The sequence below is a fragment of the Arenibacter sp. P308M17 genome (genome assembly GCF_003426735.1).
Taxonomy (GTDB): domain Bacteria; phylum Bacteroidota; class Bacteroidia; order Flavobacteriales; family Flavobacteriaceae; genus Arenibacter.
The window spans coordinates 683,139-701,273 of sequence record NZ_QVON01000002.1; the positions used below are offsets into that span (position 1 = coordinate 683,139).

The 18,135-nt window shown below is 42.6% G+C and carries 15 protein-coding genes; 8 read left to right on the plus strand and 7 right to left on the minus strand.

All coding sequences use genetic code 11. The annotated features are described in order from the left end of the window. Positions 1-81: 81 nt before the first annotated feature. A complete protein-coding gene (locus D0S24_RS06845; RefSeq protein ID WP_117019099.1) occupies positions 82-936 on the plus strand; it encodes a UDP-2,3-diacylglucosamine diphosphatase in 855 nt (284 codons plus the stop codon). Between the two features lie 72 nt (positions 937-1,008). Here the strand turns inward: D0S24_RS06845 and D0S24_RS06850 are convergent, their stop codons facing one another. Then, a complete protein-coding gene (locus D0S24_RS06850; RefSeq protein WP_251795736.1) occupies positions 1,009-3,909 on the minus strand; it encodes an FAD-binding and (Fe-S)-binding domain-containing protein in 2,901 nt (966 codons plus the stop codon). Positions 3,910-4,012: 103 nt separating this feature from the next. On the opposite strand from D0S24_RS06850, the gene D0S24_RS06855 reads away from it, so the two are divergent. Together D0S24_RS06855 and D0S24_RS06860 are read left to right on the plus strand one after the other, a co-directional pair. Then, complete coding sequence (locus D0S24_RS06855) at positions 4,013-4,522, plus strand: hypothetical protein (RefSeq protein WP_117019101.1); 510 nt, start codon at positions 4,013-4,015, stop codon at positions 4,520-4,522. Positions 4,523-4,800: 278 nt separating this feature from the next. Then, complete coding sequence (locus tag D0S24_RS06860) at positions 4,801-5,931, plus strand: TlpA disulfide reductase family protein (protein ID WP_117019102.1); 1,131 nt, start codon at positions 4,801-4,803, stop codon at positions 5,929-5,931. 158 nt (positions 5,932-6,089) lie between these two features. Here D0S24_RS06860 and D0S24_RS06865 read toward each other — a convergent pair whose 3' ends face one another. After that, a complete protein-coding gene (locus tag D0S24_RS06865; RefSeq protein WP_117019103.1) occupies positions 6,090-6,740 on the minus strand; it encodes a rhomboid family intramembrane serine protease in 651 nt (216 codons plus the stop codon). On the opposite strand from D0S24_RS06865, the gene D0S24_RS06870 reads away from it, so the two are divergent. Both D0S24_RS06870 and D0S24_RS06875 read left to right on the plus strand, forming a co-directional pair. Further along, positions 6,739-7,686, plus strand: coding sequence for a lysophospholipid acyltransferase family protein (locus tag D0S24_RS06870; RefSeq protein ID WP_309545093.1), 948 nt, complete (start codon positions 6,739-6,741; stop codon positions 7,684-7,686). The genes D0S24_RS06865 and D0S24_RS06870 overlap by 2 nt on opposite strands. Positions 7,687-8,128: 442 nt before the next feature. Next, the gene (locus D0S24_RS06875; RefSeq protein WP_117019104.1) at positions 8,129-9,124 is read left to right on the plus strand and encodes a sterol desaturase family protein; all 996 of its coding nucleotides are present in this window, start codon (positions 8,129-8,131) and stop codon (positions 9,122-9,124) included. Here the strand turns inward: D0S24_RS06875 and D0S24_RS06880 are convergent. Next, positions 9,114-9,902, minus strand: coding sequence for an endonuclease/exonuclease/phosphatase family protein (locus tag D0S24_RS06880; RefSeq protein WP_117019105.1), 789 nt, complete (start codon positions 9,900-9,902; stop codon positions 9,114-9,116). The two genes, D0S24_RS06875 and D0S24_RS06880, sit on opposite strands and share 11 nt — an antisense overlap. A gap of 61 nt (positions 9,903-9,963) precedes the next feature. Further along, positions 9,964-11,352 (minus strand): phosphoglucosamine mutase, encoded by a 1,389-nt coding sequence (gene glmM, locus D0S24_RS06885; protein WP_117019106.1) that lies wholly within the window; start codon positions 11,350-11,352, stop codon positions 9,964-9,966. A 96-nt stretch (positions 11,353-11,448) separates the two neighbouring features. On the opposite strand from glmM, the gene D0S24_RS06890 reads away from it, so the two are divergent. From D0S24_RS06890 to D0S24_RS06900, 3 genes are all read left to right on the plus strand, one after another. Continuing rightward, complete coding sequence (locus D0S24_RS06890; RefSeq protein ID WP_117019107.1) at positions 11,449-12,042, plus strand: ACP phosphodiesterase; 594 nt, start codon at positions 11,449-11,451, stop codon at positions 12,040-12,042. Positions 12,043-12,188: 146 nt separating this feature from the next. Next, positions 12,189-13,877 carry a gamma-glutamyltransferase gene (gene ggt, locus D0S24_RS06895; RefSeq protein ID WP_181938041.1) on the plus strand — a complete coding sequence of 563 codons (1,689 nt, stop codon included), beginning with the start codon at positions 12,189-12,191 and terminating at the stop codon, positions 13,875-13,877. A gap of 3 nt (positions 13,878-13,880) precedes the next feature. Continuing rightward, on the plus strand, positions 13,881-14,600 hold the full coding sequence (locus tag D0S24_RS06900; RefSeq protein WP_251795737.1) for a hypothetical protein: 720 nt from the start codon (positions 13,881-13,883) through the stop codon (positions 14,598-14,600). Positions 14,601-15,365: 765 nt separating this feature from the next. On the opposite strand, the gene D0S24_RS06905 is transcribed toward D0S24_RS06900, so the two are convergent. Genes D0S24_RS06905 through D0S24_RS06915 form a run of 3 tightly spaced genes read right to left on the minus strand, consistent with a single transcriptional unit; the run spans position 15,366 to position 18,117 of the window. Further along, complete coding sequence (locus D0S24_RS06905) at positions 15,366-16,259, minus strand: sugar phosphate isomerase/epimerase (protein WP_117019108.1); 894 nt, start codon at positions 16,257-16,259, stop codon at positions 15,366-15,368. A 26-nt stretch (positions 16,260-16,285) separates the two neighbouring features. Beyond that, complete coding sequence (locus D0S24_RS06910) at positions 16,286-17,092, minus strand: SDR family NAD(P)-dependent oxidoreductase (RefSeq protein WP_258922821.1); 807 nt, start codon at positions 17,090-17,092, stop codon at positions 16,286-16,288. After that, positions 17,092-18,117, minus strand: a complete 1,026-nt coding sequence (locus D0S24_RS06915; protein WP_117019109.1) for a zinc-binding dehydrogenase — start codon at positions 18,115-18,117, stop codon at positions 17,092-17,094. Before D0S24_RS06915 ends, D0S24_RS06910 begins: the two co-directional genes overlap by 1 nt. Between the last annotated feature and the right edge of the window lie 18 nt (positions 18,118-18,135).

The following is an 18,135-nucleotide window of genomic DNA, read 5'->3' on the forward strand; positions in this document are numbered from 1 at the left end:
AACCATTTCCTTATTCTAATTTCATTTTATCTTCACCTTAAATTTATATCCAAAGGTTTAATTTGAAGAAACTCCACCTCTGTGAAAAAGAGACAAATAGAATTGGTAGTGATTTCCGATGTACATTTAGGAACTTTCGGTTGCCATGCGGATGAACTACTGGCCTATTTGAACAGTATAAACCCCAAAAAGATCATTTTAAATGGCGATATAGTGGATATTTGCCAATATAACAAGAATTATTTCCCGGCCACACATATAAGAGTACTTAGAAAGATAATGGGCATGGCCACCAATGGCACCGAAGTGTATTATATTGCAGGGAGCCTCGATGGAAAGCTACGGAAATTCAGTGGCACTTCCTTGGGAAACATCCATTTTGTAGATCGGTTGACCTTGGAAATAGATGGGAAAAAGGCCTGGTTCTTTCACGGTGATATTCTTGATATACCCATTCAGCCTGCAAAATGGATGGCCAAAATGGGAAGGCAAGGTTTTAGTCTCCTAATATTCCTTAACAGTTCCCTAAATTGGATCTTGGGCACCTTGGGAAGCAAAAAACACTCCTTATCAAAAAGGAACAACCTAAAGGGTACTGTAGGGTTCGTTGAAAATTTTGAACATACGGTCAAGGAGTTGGCCATCGCCAAAAACTTTGATTATATTATCTGCGGCCATATCCATCTGCCCAAAAAAGAGATTTATGAAAATGGATTAGGTAATTGTACCTATTTAAATTCCGGGGATTGGGTAGAAAACCTTACAGCCCTTGAATATGCATTTAAACGCTGGAAAATATATCGATATAGTGCGGACAAACTCTCTCCTTTCTTCGTGGACGAAGAACTTAAGGGCATGGACATTCATGAATTACTGGCCACCGCTGTCATCTCCAAAAAAGCTCCGAAAAAAATACCAAAAAAAACAAAGATTTAATATTGTCGTCCGGCTAATAAAAATAGTTCAAAACGTATCCCTATGCCTCCAAAACATATTTAAAGAATCCAGTTAAGAACTTAGGGCCTCCTTTAAAACCGTAATGGGGTGGAGGGCCTTCCTTTGCGTACCGTCAAATATCTGGTGCCTACAACTGGTGCCATTGGCCACTATGATTACATCTTCCGTAGATTTTCTAACGGCCGGAAACAACTTTAGTTCCCCCACCTGCATACTAACCTCATAGTGCTCATTTTCATAACCAAAAGACCCTGCCATACCACAGCATCCGGAACTAATGATGGAAACGGTATAATTTTTTGGAAGGTTCAATATATCAAAAGTGACCTTTTGGTTAGAGATCGACTTTTGATGGCAATGGGTATGGATTTTAACAGTCCTGGCCTCCTTGGTAAATTGATCCGATGTCAATACTCCGGACCAAATTTCCTTGGCCAAAAATTCTTCTATCAAAAAAGAGTTACCGGCAACGGAATCCATTTTCTTTTTATCAATGCCAAACCGTTTGTATTCATCCCTAAAGGTTAAAATGGCGGAAGGTTCCAGCCCAAGTATAGGAAGTCCCATATCCGTTAGCTTGGAAAGTTTGTCCACATTTTCAATAGCCAACTTTTTTGCCTGTTTTAGAAACCCTTTGGAAATATAGGTCCTGCCGCTCTCCGCGTAGAAAAGTTCTACCTCATACCCCAATCGCGTTAGCACCTCAATGGCATCCCTACCCAGTTCAACATCCAAATAGTTGGTAAATTCATCTATATAAAGAACAACTTTGGACCTGGTAGCAATCACCCTATCCTTTGCTTTTAGAAGCGCTTTATTAAAATTGAACTTATAGACTTTAGGCAAACTTCGCTGTGCGGCAACCCCGACCGATTTTTTAAGCAATCCTCCAAAAAATTTGGAATCGTATATGGCATTGGTAAAACCCGGTACGGTACTTCCCAATTTATTCAACACGGTATTATAGGCAAATAGTTTAGCCCTTAGGGGATACCCGTTTTCTTCCTGGTATTGATATAAAAATTCTGCTTTTAGTGTGGCCACATCCACGTTACTGGGACATTCACTGGAGCATGCCTTACAACTTAAACAAAGATCAAAGACTTCTTTTAATTCCTTATTGTTAAACTTATTGGTCTTTTCCGAAGAAGTCAAGAATTCGCGCAGGGCGTTGGCACGGCCTCGTGTGGTATCCTTTTCATTTTTTGTGGCATGGTAACTAGGGCACATGGCGCCCGATACCAAATGGGTTTTTCTACAATCCCCGCTGCCATTGCATTTTTCGGCCGCTTTTAAAATACCTTGGCTATCGGAGAAATCCATCAAGGTCCCAATTTCCGGTTCCTGACGATCTATTTCATACCGTAGGGACTCGTCCATGGGATAGGCATCCACAATTTTCCCCGGATTAAAGATATTATGGGGATCAAAATAGGTTTTTACCCGCTTCAAGAGTTCATAATTTTTCTGTCCTATCATCAAGGGTATGAACTCGGCCCTTACAATTCCATCTCCATGTTCCCCGCTAAAGGATCCATGGTACTTCTTGGTAAGCTTGGCCACGTCCGTGGTAATGGACCTGAACAAGGCCACATCCCCAGATTTCTTTAAATTTAAGATCGGCCTTAAGTGCAACTCCCCTGCCCCGGCATGGGCATAATAGACCGCATCCTGCTTATAGTCCTTCATTATTTGGGTAAATTCCCCAATAAAATCCTTTAGATCCTCCAAGGCCACTGCAGTATCCTCTATACAGGCAACTGCCTTACGGTCACCAACTATATTGCCAAGTAGTCCCAATCCGGCCTTTCTAAGTTCTATGGCCTTATTTACGTCTCCCAACCTCAATATAGGGCTGGCATAGCTTAATCCAGATTTTTTAACGGTCTCCAATAATTGATACAGTTGTTTGTCCAAGTCGTCCTCGGTATCCGCTTTAACCTCTAGCATCAACAAGGCCGCAGGATCCCCTTCCACAAAAAATCTGTTCTCCAGTTGGGTTCGGTTATTTTTGGTACAGTCCAAAATTACCTTGTCCATCATTTCACAGGTATGTAGGTTGTGGGCCATTAAGGGGGCCACGTCCAACAAACATTCCTCCAAGGTTTTGTAATGGGTAACCACCATTCCTGAAAGTTTTGGGGGAAGATCGGTCAATTGAAGCACTATTTCGGTAGTGAAGGCCAAAGTACCTTCACTCCCGCTCAATAATTTACATAGGTTTATTCCCAGGGCACTATCCCCGAAAATATTGTTCTGGAGCAACTCATCCACAGCATAGCCGGTGTTGCGCCTATGGATCTGGGGCTTTGGAAATTCCCTGACAATTTCCGCCTGTATATCCTTATTGCTTAATTCTTTATGGATATTGTTATAAATTCTTCCTTCAAAATTATCCATGGCCATTTTGCCCAGAAATTCGTTCAGGGACAAATCCTTAAATTCTACCTTGCTGCCATCGGATAAAAATGTTTTTAAAGATACGACCTGGTCACGGGTAACCCCATATTGTATAGAGGTAGTTCCCGATGAATTATTGCCTACCATTCCCCCGATCATACAACGGTTGGAAGTAGAAGTGTTTGGTCCAAAATACAGGCCATAAGGCTCCAAATAGAGGTTTAACTCGTCACGGATTACCCCTGGCTGGACCGTTACCTGCTTTTTAACCTCATCAACAGAAAGAATCTTGGTAAAATTTTTGGAGACATCCACTACAATACCGTCCCCAACACATTGTCCGGCAAGGGAAGTCCCTGCAGTTCTCGGGATCAGACCTATTTTGTGTTCTCCAGCAAATAGAATCAGTTTTTTAATATCCCCTTCGGTCTTCGGATAAGCCACTGCCATTGGCATTTTTCTATAAACCGAGGCATCGGTGGCATATAGGGTGGTCATTAATTTGTCTACAAACAAATCGCCCTCTAAATCAGCATTTAATTTATTTAGCATATTTTTATCCAACTCAAAACAATTTTGGGCACTAAATTAAGTTTTATTGTTTCAGATTAATAATCAATTTTTAATTTTTACATTAATTAACTTTAGAACACTTATGAAAATTTTAAAATTATTTACCTTATTTATGTTATGCTCCTGGTTCTCTATTAATGCCCAGGAAATATCCGATCACGCCCTTGGTCTACGCTTGGGGGACAGTGATGGATTTGGCGCCGAAATTTCCTATCAAAAATCTTTGGACCGTGACAACAGATTGGAAGCCAACCTCGGATGGCGGGATAGTCGCTACTTTGATGCCTTTAAATTAACGGCCCTTTACCAATGGGTTAGGCCCTTGGACGGAAATTTCAATTGGTACTATGGTGCCGGTGGTGGTCTCGGAAGTGTGGATTTCGCTTCCAGGCAGGATGGTAATGGCAGAATTTATACCCCAGATGGCGGACTTTTTGTATTGGCTGCCGGGGATATCGGTATTGAATACAATTTTGACATTCCCCTATTGATCTCATTGGATTTTAGACCTGAAATCGGCATTGCGGGCTATAAACACTTCTCCGATAATTTTGATTTTGATATTGCCTTGGGAGTGCGCTATCAGTTTTAATGTAAACGAATAAATCCTATTTTATTAAGCCATGAATGTTGTTGTAGCATTTATGGCTTTTTTTATTAGCCATATATAAGTACATTTGCGGCAATTAAAAGAAAAGAACAATGAAATGAGTATAAACTTTTTTAAGCATACCATACCGATATGATTAAAATAAGTTTATGCGAACCCGCCCGAACGTACCTTATCGGTACGGGCTGGAACGAAGTGGTTACATCTATATTGAATATTGTAATTACTTCTTTTTTAACAAATTATAAAATTTTATACAGATGAAAAAAATAATTTTATCCCTTACGGTAATTGTAGGTGTTATAGCGTGCAACAGCAAACCCGAAGGTTTTGTGCTGAACGGAACCTTGACCGGTGATGTGGAAAACGGTACGCAAATATTTATTAGGAAGATCGGTGAAAACAATCAGCCCTATGATATTGACACCACCACAGTTGAAAATGGTAAGTTTACCGCTAGTGGTCCTGCAGATACTCCGGATTTAATATATGTTTTTATTGATAAGATCCAGGGATATACTCCTGTTGTTGCCGAAAAAGGCGAAATAGAACTGAGTGCCCAAAAGGATAGTTTAAATTTTGCCAAGGTAAAAGGCACTTTACAAAACGATATTTTCTTTAACTATCTATCCGAATCAAGGGCATTGTCAGATCAGGCCATGTCCATTCAAAAGGATATGCAAACTGCAAGTATGGGGGGTAACGAAGCTACGGTCAACTCTTTGCGCGACGAGTTTGCCGAACTTCAAGAGGAATATAAGAATTTTGAGCTAGACTTTATAAAGAACAATCCCAACGGTCTTATTTCCGCATTGTTGATAGAAAAAGGCCTTAATACTAGAATCGTGGAGAGCGAAGAGGCTCAAAAAATGTATGATGCCCTGACTCCGGAGATAAAGGAAACCCTGCCGGCCAAAAACATTCTAAAAAGTTTGGAGGCGGCCAAGGCCAGGGAAGAAAAAGGTAAAAGTACGGCTATCGGAGCTACGGCTCCCGATTTTTCAGGGCCCACCCCGGACGGTAAGGAATTGTCCCTAAAAGAGGCCATGGGAAAAGTGACCATTATTGATTTTTGGGCCGCCTGGTGCAAGCCCTGTAGGGTTGAAAATCCCAATGTGGTCAATATCTACAACAAATACCACTCTAAAGGCCTTAATATTATTGGAGTCTCCTTGGATAGAAAGGAAGAGGATTGGAAAAAGGCGATCGCGGACGACCAACTTAGCTGGAACCATATTTCCAGTTTGGATTACTTTAACGATGCCGTAGCCAAACTATACAATGTAGAAGCAATTCCCGCCACCTTTATTCTTGACGAAAACGGGGTTATTGTTGCCAAAAACCTAAGAGGTCCCGAACTGGAATCGAAAATTTCGGAGCTTTTACAATAACAAGGTTTAAAAAATTTATAAAAAAGGGCCCGTAATTTTTTTCGGGCCTTTTTTAGTTTTTTATGGAAGGATGCTTTAATAATATTGTGAATGACCGAAAAGCGCTACCACGCCATGATTCCATTTATAAACGATTTTAGAATGTCTTATGCCTCTACTTATATCTTGCCCATTTTTCCAAGAATAAAAAGGAGCACTATTGGCAAAGCCAATAAAAGTACCATTAAGGTATCGGTAACCAGTAGGTCCGGCTTAAAGAGCAAGGTTGCCACATACCCTCCGATAGCACCTCCAAAATGGGCCGTATGCCCAATGTTTCCCATCCTTGTTTTCATACCATAGATAGAATAAAACAGATAAAGGATCCCTAAAATATAAGCCGGCAAGGGAATAGGGATGAACATGATTCCCAATCTCATCCCCGGCTCCAGCAGGATGGCCGAGTACAAAATACCGGTAACGGCCCCACTGGCCCCTACAGCACTGTAATACGGTTCGTTCTTATGAAAATAAAGTGCCAATAAACTACCGGCAACAAGACTGATAAAATATAGGATAAGAAACTTACTGGGGCCAAACCAAGCAATGACCACATCTGCAAAAAAATAGAGGGTGAACATATTGAAAAAAAGATGGGAAAGGTCCACATGTAAAAATCCCGAAGTAACCATCCTATCTTTCTGTCCTGCCTGAATGGCACCTACACCAAACTTGTAACGTTCAAAGAAAGTTTGATCATTAAACCCTTTTAAAGAGGCAAGGACATTGGCGGCCATAATGGCAATGGTAGCGATATGAATGTTATTCATGGAGAAAACTATTATTTTTAGGTTCAAATATAGCTATATTTGCCCTAATTATATCTGCATGCAGTTTCTGGTCTATATTCTAGTTTATCCCCTCCTATGGCTTATTTCCATATTACCTTTTAGACTTTTTTACTTTTTTTCGGACCTTGTCTTTTTTGTAATGTTCTATCTTATTGGCTATCGCAAAAAGGTGGTCTCCGAAAATCTTACAATGGCCTTTCCCGATAAGTCGGCAAATGAGCTTAATAAGATTCAAAAGTGCTTCTACCGTCATATGTGCGATATGTTCCTGGAAATGGTAAAGACCTTGAATCTGACACAAGAGGAGCTAAAGGAACGCTATAAGATCATCAATATTGAAGTACTTCAGGGTATAGTTGAGGACAGGAGCGTTCTTATCGTATGTTCCCATTACGCCAATTGGGAATGGAACGTAAGTATCAACAATTATGTACATGCCAAAGGATATGCCGTATATCAAAAAATTGGAAATACCTATTTTGACGATTTGATCAAGAAAATAAGGGCCAAATGGAATACCACCCTCATCACCCAACAGGAAACCGTAAAAACGGTATATAGGAATGTACAGAACGGGACAATATCTGCCTATGGTATGGTGAGCGATCAATCCCCCCAGGTGAAAAGGGCACAATATTGGAGTGAATTTATGGGCGTCAAGGCACCAATTTTTAATGGCCCAGAGAGTATGGCCAGAAAATTGGATCTGGCAGTAGTCTTCCTTAAGGTTTCCAAAGTAAAAAGGGGCTATTACCAAGCAGAATTCATCCCCATAACCACGGCCGGCAGTAAGACCAAAAAGCATCAGATTACCGACCAATTCCTGAGGCTGACCGAAGATCAGATACGGGAAAAGCCAGAATTTTACCTTTGGACACATAAACGATGGAAGCATCGAAACAAGGTTCCCTTGGAGTTCCAATAGCCATATGCCCTGTATGATCAATTTCCCTACAAACATGAGCAAGGTAAAAAGGGCCATCTTAATACCTATCTCTATGGTACATTATAAGATTCCATTTCGCAAGATTTTCCTCGATTTTTAACCCCGACCCTAAAGCCCGCCTGAACGAAGTAGTCGGACAGGGGAGAAATCAAGGAAAATCAGGCTCCCCTGCCTACCGGACAGGCAGGCTTTAGGGTTTGGGGTAAAACGGATTTTCCGAGAAACCTTGTTAAGACGATTTTTGTCATGTACTTAGACCTACCCTTTAATTTTCTGTAATATATCAAGACCAATAAACCCGTTACCAAAGAGTATCAATACATCTATTGGTTTGCGAATTAATGCCGTTGGTCTAAATTGGGAGTACAATTAAACTTTTCTCATTATATTATGGCTCAGTTTAATTAAAATCAATTTATTAATGGATATTTTGGGAACCCTTTATGAGGAGGTGGTTGGATTTTTGGGAGTAAGTCAGGCATTGGAACTCTTACAGGCGGGGGATTACAGTGTTTTCGCAACTTATGACGGTGTTGTTTCTCTTATTTACCCCTTAATTCCCCTTCTATTGGTATTGGAATTCATCCTTGGTATGGTATACAAAAAGCCTAATACCAAGGTATATAAGGTAAACTTCCTCATCTATGTGTTCAATAGGTTTATTGGCCGATTTATAGCCATAGCCATGGTGACCCTTATTATTGGATGGCTACAACCCTATGCCCTATTCCAGACAAAAATGACCTGGTACTGGTTTATTTACGGATATATTGTATGGGAATTTGCCCATTTTCTATACCACTATTGGGGGCATAAGGTGCGCCTTTTTTGGTGTCTGCATTCTACCCACCACGCCCCGGAACAAATGAACCTTTCCGTAACCCATGCCCATTTTTTTCTGGAAGCCCCATATGCCGATACCATTAGGACCACGGTATGTATCCTTTTGGGCGTTGAACCCGTTTTGCTCTTTTTAATCATGTTTATAGATGGCACCTATGGGGCGTTTATCCATGTTGGTGAAAATTTAATGAAAGATGGCAGAATGGGATTTTTGAACAAAATTATTTTAACCCCCTCCCATCATAGAGTGCACCATGCCAGAAACCCGTTGTATATGGACACCAATTTCTGTAATTTATTGAATATCTGGGACAAGGTATTTGGCACCTATCAGGACGAAAAACATGATATCCAAATTGAATATGGCATTACCCGTAAAATGGATAGTGGCAACTTTTTTGATGTTTACCTTGGTGAATTTGTAGCTTTGTTCAAGGATGTGGCCAAGGCACCGGGACTAAAGAACAAACTCCTATATATAATAATGCCCCCCGGCTGGAGCCATACAGGGGAACACCAGACTGCCAAACTGGTAAGGGGACAATATTTAAATGAAAAATTGGCTAAGGAGTAAATACCAGGGTCGCTATTACGATACAGTGATCGCTGGCATAATTTTCACACAGCACCTCATAATGCAATACCTGCCATTTTTCTGGCTGATTGTACATGATATGGTCAATACAGATATTGGGACCTGTGGCAGGAAAAGTACCTTTCCAGGCATTGGGGTGTTTGGGTTTTGAAAATTTTTCGGAAATAATGGAGATCGTGTTACTATTGGGCTCTGCATTTAGATCGCCCACCAATAAAGTGGGGAGGTCGGTATCCCCTAAATGGGCAACTATTGCCTTGGCCTGCATCACTTTATCGGTTTCATCCTTCAAGTGGTCCAAATGGGTGCCCACGAACTGAATGGTGTTTCCCCTTTTGGTTTTGATCCGGGTAACCAAGGCGGCCCTTGGCTCTGAACTCGGCAAATGGGGCAACTCCAACCTTTCACTACCAATAAAGGTGAATTTGGAAAGCACCGCTTCCCCGTACTCCCCACCATCATAATACATGGCCCGGGCAAATAGGGAGGCCATATTTGTACGGATTCCCAATTCAGTGGGCAAATCATAGTTTTTAGCCCTTTTCGTTTTAAAATCCACCTCCTGTAAAGCCACTAAATCGGGCTTGTAATGGTTAATTACTCCGGCTATGGTATCCAGATTAAAATCGTTTTTGGTGGTGGCCCCATGCAGAATATTAAAACTCATCACCCTAAGGGTATCCGCCTGTGCAAGACTACTATAAGAAGTGCTTCCTATAAAAATAAGAAGAAGTAATTTTATGATATGATGTTTCATTGGTCCTATTTAAAAATTAAGGCCGAAAATATAATATCCCCGACCCTTGTTCAACTCCTCTTTATATTCCGGCTACCATTTTAATCTCACCTATTATTCTATCGGCCAAACCATCGGCTTCGGCCTGACTCTTGGCTTCCGTGTAGATTCTGATAATTGGTTCGGTATTGGATTTGCGCAAGTGTACCCAATTTTCGGGAAAATCGATCTTCACCCCGTCTATAGTAGAAATTTCCTCATTTTTATATTTCTCCGCCATAGCTACCAGAATCCCGTCAACATCCAGACCGGGAGTAAGTTCGATCTTCTTTTTGCTCATAAAATAAGTAGGGTAACCAGCTTTAAGCGCACTTACCGTACCTCCCCTTTCCGCCATCAACATTAAAAACAAGGCGGTTCCCACCAGGGAGTCCCTTCCGTAATGGCTTTCAGGATAAATAATGCCCCCGTTGCCCTCGCCGCCTATAATGGCCTTGTTGGCCTTCATTTTGGCAACCACGTTTACTTCGCCTACGGCTGCAGCTTCATAGGTACCCCCGTGTTTTTCGGATATATCCTTTAAAGCCCTGGATGAGGATAGGTTGGAAACGGTATTTCCCTTGGTTTTTCCCAACACATAATCTGCACAGGCCACCAAAGTATACTCCTCCCCAAACATTTCTCCCTCATCGGTAATAAAGGCCAAACGATCCACATCTGGATCTACAACGATTCCAAAATCGGCCTTTTCCCCTACTACCAATTCACATATATCCCCTAAATGTTCTTTAAGAGGTTCGGGGTTATGGGGAAAATGCCCGGTAGGATCACAATACAGCTCTACCACTTCCACTCCCAATTCCTTTAAAAGTTTAGGTATAGCAATTCCACCCGTAGAGTTTACGCCGTCTACCACTACCTTAAACTTGGCCGCCCTTATAACATCTGCGTCCACTAAGGAAAGGTTTAATACCTCATCTATATGGATATCGATATAGGAATCGTTCCTATTGACGGTCCCCAGTTCATCTACCTCCGAGAAATTAAAGGCTTCCTGTTCTGCAATTTCCAATATTTTTGCCCCTTGGGCAGCATCCAAAAATTCGCCTTTTTCATTTAAAAGTTTTAAGGCGTTCCATTGCTTTGGATTATGGCTGGCGGTGAGGATAATACCCCCATCTGCCTTTTCCAAAGGAACCGCTATTTCTACGGTCGGTGTTGTGGACAGGTCCAGGTCCACTACATCTATTCCCAAGCCTACAAGGGTAGCTACTACCAAGTTCTGGATCATTTCCCCGGAAAGTCGGGCGTCTCGCCCAATGACCACCCTTAGTTTTTCCTTTTTGGAGTATTCTTTCAGCCAAACGCCGTAAGCAGCCGCAAATTTAACCGCATCAATAGGCGTTAAATTATCTCCTGGCCTACCCCCAATGGTACCCCGTATTCCTGAAATGGATTTTATTAAAGTCATATTTTATATATAAATTTTTACAAATATAAAAGGTTAGGTTTAAATCCTATGCCGCTAAGTTGTAAATTCGACCCTAATAAACTTCAGCAAGGGTAAATGAATTTTTTAGCGCACCTATATCTTTCTTTTGAAGACGAAGGGATAACTATCGGAAACTTTATAGCGGACAGTATACGGGGCAATAAGTACAAGCACCTTCCCGAAAAAGTTCAAAAGGGAATTGTACTGCACCGTGCCATTGATACATATACGGACAAACACCCCATAGTGAGGCAAAGTACAAAGCGTCTGCATGAAAATTATAGTCATTATAGTGGTGTAATCGTAGATATTTACTATGATCACTTTCTTGCCAAGAATTGGTCGGATTACGCCGATACCCCACTGCCCCACTTTGTAAACAATTTTTACGATCTCTTGGAAAACCATTACGATATACTCCCCATAGGGGTAAAACGCATGATGCCCTATATGATTGCCGATAATTGGATATTGAATTATGCCAAAATGGATGGAATATCCAGGGTACTGAACGGGATGAACAGACGGACACAAAATAAGTCCAAAATGAATTTTGCCATTTTGGACCTAGAGGAACATTATATCGATTTTGAAAAGGAATTCACTAATTTTTTCGAAGAACTGATCGCTTTTTCCAAGCAGAAATATATCTCCTTGATAAGTACATGACAAAACTGGGTTATTTGGAAAATCGGTTTTACCCCCTCGCGATAGCTTTCGGGACTAAAGGGAGCATCCATAATTTTTAATCCTATGGTTTGTTAATTTTTTCTTTTAATCGGAATATGACTATCTTTTTGAAAAAAATATTGCCCATGATCCGTTTTACCGGTTTACTTCTTGGAACAATCCTGTTTATCGGTTGCAGGAACGAACCCGCTCCCATTCCCACGGGACTAGTAACGGACAACGCCATGGTAGTGTCTGCAAGGGCCGAGGCCTCAAAGATTGGATCGGACATCCTTCAAAAGGGAGGTAATGCCTTCGATGCAATGATTGCGACGGAACTGGCCCTTGCCGTAGCCTACCCCTATGCCGGAAATATTGGAGGCGGGGGCTTTATGGTATATAGGAAAGCCAATGGGGATATAGGGGCTTTGGACTACCGTGAAAAAGCGCCTTTGGCAGCGCATGCGGATATGTACCTGGATACCTTGGGAAATGTAATTCCAGATAAGAGTACTTTGGGGGCAACCTCTGTAGGCGTTCCCGGCACTGTAGCCGGTGTAATTGCCGTCCACGAAAAATTTGGATCCCTTCCCTTAAAGGAAATCATGGCTCCAGTTATCGATCTGGCCAAAAAAGGAGTTGTCGTAACCAAAAAACAGGCCCTAAGACTGGAGCACTATCGTGATATTTTTATGGAGGTGAATAGTGACAGTACCTTTTTTGCCACTGTTTACAAGTTGGGCGATTCCATAAAATACCCCGCTTTGGCGAAAACCCTCCAAAAAATTTCCGAAAAGGGCAAAGACGGATTTTACAAAGGGGAGGTTGCAGAAAAATTGGCCAATTTTATCCAGTCCAAAGGCGGTTATATAACAATGGAAGATCTTGGAAAATATGAGGCAAAATGGAGGTCTCCCTTTACCTTCGATTATAAGGATCTAAAAATTATATCCATGGGCCCTCCCAGCAGTGGCGGGTTTACGATAAATCAAATTTTTAAGATGATGGAACCTTACGACCTTTCCAGTTATGGGCACAATTCGGTCAAATCCATTCAATTGTTTACGGAGGCCGCCAGAAGGGCCTATGCCGATAGAAACTACTTTCTGGGAGATCCGGATTTTGTGGAAATCCCTATAAAGAAGCTTTTGTCGGAACAATACCTACAAGAAAGAATGCAAAATTTTTCTTTTGATAAAGCTTCCAAATCCTCTGACGTGTCCCATGGGGACATACAAATAGTGGAAAGCTATGAAACCACCCATTACTCCATTGTAGATTCTTTTGGAAATGCCATTGCTGCCACAACTACCATTAACGGAGGTTATGGCTCCAAGCTATACTCGGATGAACTCGGGTTTTTTCTAAATAATGAAATGGACGATTTTAGTGCCAAGCCAGGGGTGCCCAATATGTTCGGCCTGGTGGGTGCCGAGGCCAATAAAATTGCCGCTGAAAAACGGATGCTAAGCAGTATGACACCGACCATTGTGGAAAAAAATGGAACATTATGGATGGTGGTGGGGACTCCTGGAGGATCTACCATAATAACGGCCGTGGCCCAGACCATTCTAAATTGTTACGAATATAATATGAGTATGCAGGACGCGGTAAACGCTCCCCGCTTTCACCATCAATGGCTGCCAGATGCCATTATTTTTGAACCTGAAGGATTTGAGAAGCACTTACTCACCACTTTAAAAAGCAAGGGATACATCATTAATGAAGAAAACACCCCTGTCATAGGCCAGGTAGATGCAATTAAGATATTGCCCAACGGAAAACTGGAAGGCGGTGCCGACAGACGTGGAGATGATACAGCTGTTGGATATTAACAAATGAGAAAATTAAAAATGCTCAAAAAAATAGGTAAAATAGTGTTTGGGGCATTGCTGTTGCTGCTGGTCTTGGCCGGTATCCTATATGCTATGTACAACGAGCCGCTACCCAAGGGAACCAGGGGCAAAAATGCAGATGAGCTGGCCATGAAAATGTTAACGGCCCTCAATTATGAAGCCTACAAGGGCACGCGTTTCCTGGAATGGTCCTTTGCCAATGAAAAACACCATTATCGTTGGGATAAGGATATTGATACGGTATTTATTGCTTGGAGCGACTATCAAGTACATCTGGATCTAAACGAACCCACAAGAAGTTCGGTCACCAAAGACAAGGAAGCGGTGTTGGGTACCGCAAGGGAAAAACTTATTAAGAAGGCCAGGTCCTTTTTCAACAATGACTCTTTTTGGCTGGTTGCCCCTTTCAAAGTTTTTGATCCCGGTACCGAAAGAAGCATTGTATCCTTAAAGGATGGGAACGAAGGGTTATTGGTCACCTACACCAGTGGTGGGGACACTCCCGGTGATTCCTATCTATGGATATTACAACCGAACGGCTTCCCCATCACTTTCAAAATGTGGGTAAGTATTATCCCCATAGGTGGAATTGAAGTGGGTTGGGATGCCTGGCAGGTCACGGCAAGTGGTGCATTTTTGCCCGGCCAGCACAGCATTGGCCCAATTACTTTGGATATTGGGGATGTAAGGGGCTATAATTAGTGGGCAGTAAACAATGGGCAGTTTCTTCAGTTGAAAGTTATAAAGTTGAAAGTTCAGAAGGAGAAGTGAGAATCTAGAGCCTAGAGCGCACAGACTGAACGGTCAACCCCGCAAGCTCTGTAAAAAACTATTCCCCTCTTGGAAGAGCCTGTCCCGCTTTTTAGCGGGAGGTTAGGGGTGGGTTTTTGGTGGGCGGTGGCCCATTCAATGTACAATTAGCAATGGCCAATTATCAGTGAACTGTAGTCAGTGAACAGTAATCAGTGGACAGTTGAGTAATGGGTAGTCAATAATGAAAATTAATAATAGCGGCGCAGCCAAAAGTCCTTAACCGCAGAATAGTGCGCGAAAGCTCCGAAATCAGGAGTCCCCACAAGGGACGACGCGGAGTTTCGCACATGGTTTTTCGACCCCGTTGTCGAAAAAATTCCTCGGTGAAGGCGCCTTTTCTTTTGTTTCGTTTTCTTTGGGCGAGCAAAGAAAATGAAAATGTAAACATCAATACGGGCACACCTTCGGCAAGCAGGCCTGTCCCGCTTTTTAGCGAGAGGTTAGGGGTGGGTTTTAAAGTAAACAGTCTTCACTGAACAGTTTTGAGTGTCTGAATCAATTAAAAGTGAACAATTAGCAATAAACTTCGTCGCCTAAGCTCCCAATGAAGGATCCTTTTCTTGTTAAAGAACCTTTCCCCAAACAAACAAAAGTCACCAATAGACTTTTGTAAAGCTTATTGATGACTTTTAACATTTAAGGCTATGGGTTCCACTATTTAAAATCTGGCCAATACTCCTTTACTTTCTTTCTCAAGAAGGCTACACTACGTTCCAATTGGTCCATACCGTCCACACCGTCCTCAATACTGATCCAACCATCAAAACCGACCCTTTTCAGTTCCTTAAAAATGGCGTCATAATCATTCAGCCCCTTGCCTATCTCACCATGGCTAAGTCTTTTGGCATAGCCCATGGCACCGCCCTCCTCCTTACGAAGGTCCTCAATAGTTCCTTCCTTCAGGTAGCGGTCGCTGGCATGCATGGTCACTACCCTATCGGACACCCGGTATAGGAGTTCCAAGGGATCCTCCCCGGCCAAAAAGGTATTGCTGGGATCGTAATTGACCCCAAAATTGGGGTGGTGGATACGATCTACCAACTTGCAAAAAATGTCCATCTGTTGGGCAAATTCGGGATACTCCCAAAAATCGTCCTTATAGTGGTTTTCCAATATTAAGGTAACGCCCAACTTTTCCGCAACAGGAAGACATGCCTTTATGCAATCCGCAGCAAAACCGACCCCTTCTTCAATAGTCAATTCAGGACGGCGTTGTCCTGACAATACCCTACAATAGGAACCGCCCAGGGCATGGGTCATTTCTATCCACCCTATTTGTTTTTTAATTTCATTGTTCCGAAAATCGGCATCAGGATGCGTAAAATCCGGGGAACAGCAAAGCATGGGTATTGTTTTTCCATGACGCTCCACTTGTTCCCTAAAAATGGCCCAGTTGGATCTGTCTGCCATCTCCAAAAATCCGGCGTACCATTCCAATCCGTCTACTTCCAATTCAACGGCCAGGTTTATCCATTCGGAAACCTTCATAGTTCCATCCTTACAAAGTTCCTGCATAAATGCTTTGGGAAATACGGCTAATTGTGGCAAATCTTAATTCTTTTAGTATTGATCAATTATTTCTTTTTATGTGAACCTTCCCAATTCTTTGGGAGATTTCGCCCTATTATAGGGAACTGTTCCAAATCCATCACTTGAGAACTTACAGGCCCGCATTCATCGGAAAGCCAATAAAGACAAGCTGAGGCTATTTCTTCGGGGGTAAAAATACGTTGTGCCGGAGCAAAAATATCGGGAATGTCCTTATACCAGTCCGCTCTCATTCCTTGTTCTTTCTTGTTCAAGATTTCCTTTTCCGTGAGTACCCAACCCGGGTTGATCTGATTTACCCGTACTCCGTTTTCCCTAAATAGACTATCGCCCAGATTTCTTGTCAAGGTCATCAAAGCCCCTTTGGACATGCTATATGCCAATAGATCCGGTTCTCCGCCCCACGCATTGATGGAGCCTATATTAAGCACACAACCGCGAACCTTGGATAAATGAGGTAATGCCGCTTGGATGATCATCAGGGGCGCAATGGAATTAACGGCCAGCATTCTCCTAATAAACGGTTCTTGGGTCGTCCTAATATTGGAAGAAGCAATATAGGCCGCGTTGTTCACGATGGCATTCAACTGCCCAAATTTGGCTATGGCCTTATTTACCAATAATCCAGGGGTGCTTTCCCCTGTTATATCCATGGTAATATGGGCCGCGTTATCCTCCCCCAGTTCCCCCACCAGGGCCAAACCTAGGTCTTCCTCCAATCCGTTGACCACTACCTTGGCACCTTCCGCTACCGAACGCTTGGCTATGGCCTTGCCTATACCGGTATACCCACCGGTTATTATTACTACCTTGTCTTTTAAGCGCATAGGCATTAATTGGGTTTTAACACACTTTTCACCACCTTACCGGAATGCATTTGTTCAAACGCCTCGTGCCAGTCCTTCAATTCCCAGACCCCACCAATAATGGGCTTTACATCCAAGGTACCCGAAGCCAATAGGGACAGTACCTTTTCCCAGATCGGCCAATTATGGCTAAAGCTACCTTGAAGGGTCACATTCTTTTGAACTAAGGGATCCAAAGAAAAGTTGAGCGGTTGTGGCCCCCACCCTACCTTGGTAATATGTCCGTTGGGACGCACCAGCTGTAAAGCTATTTTTAAGGTAGCACTTGCCCCGGCGGCATCTATAATACAATCCGCGCCCAAACCATCCTGTTTGTTGGCCCAGTCACTTGCATCCCCTATAATGCCCTCACATCCGTATTGCTTGGCAATGCTCAATCTTTCCCTATCCGATTCCAATCCAACTATGGCCACTTCCGCTCCACACAAACGCGCCATGGCTGCACATAGGATCCCTATGGTTCCCGGACCTAAAACTATGACCCGATCCCCTGGTTTAATTTTGGAATTCGCCACAACGGCACTATAGGCCACCGAACAGGGCTCCGTTAAACAGGCCTGCTCAAAAGGCAAGTTTTCAGGCACCGTATGCAGACATCTGGCGGGCACCTTTACAAAACGTGTCATGGCACCATTTACACCATAGCCAAACCCCTTTCTTGTAGGGTCAAGGTTATAAAGTCCCTGTCTGCTAAGTGGGCTATTGGGATCGATAACGGCGGCGGTTTCACTTACTACCCTATCGCCTTCCTTCCAACCGCTCACTCTTTTTCCCAATGCCACCACATGGCCCCCAAACTCGTGGCCCAGTACCACTGGATAATTCACATGCCAACTATGGTCCGCTGTCCATTGATGGAGATCGCTTCCACAAACTCCGACATTGGCAACCTCCAACAAAATATCATCTTCCCCTATGGTCGGTTTTTCTATTTCCCTTATTTCTACACTTCCTTGTTTGGACGAGAAATTTACTACTCCTATTGAACCCATTTGTATAATTCTTTATAT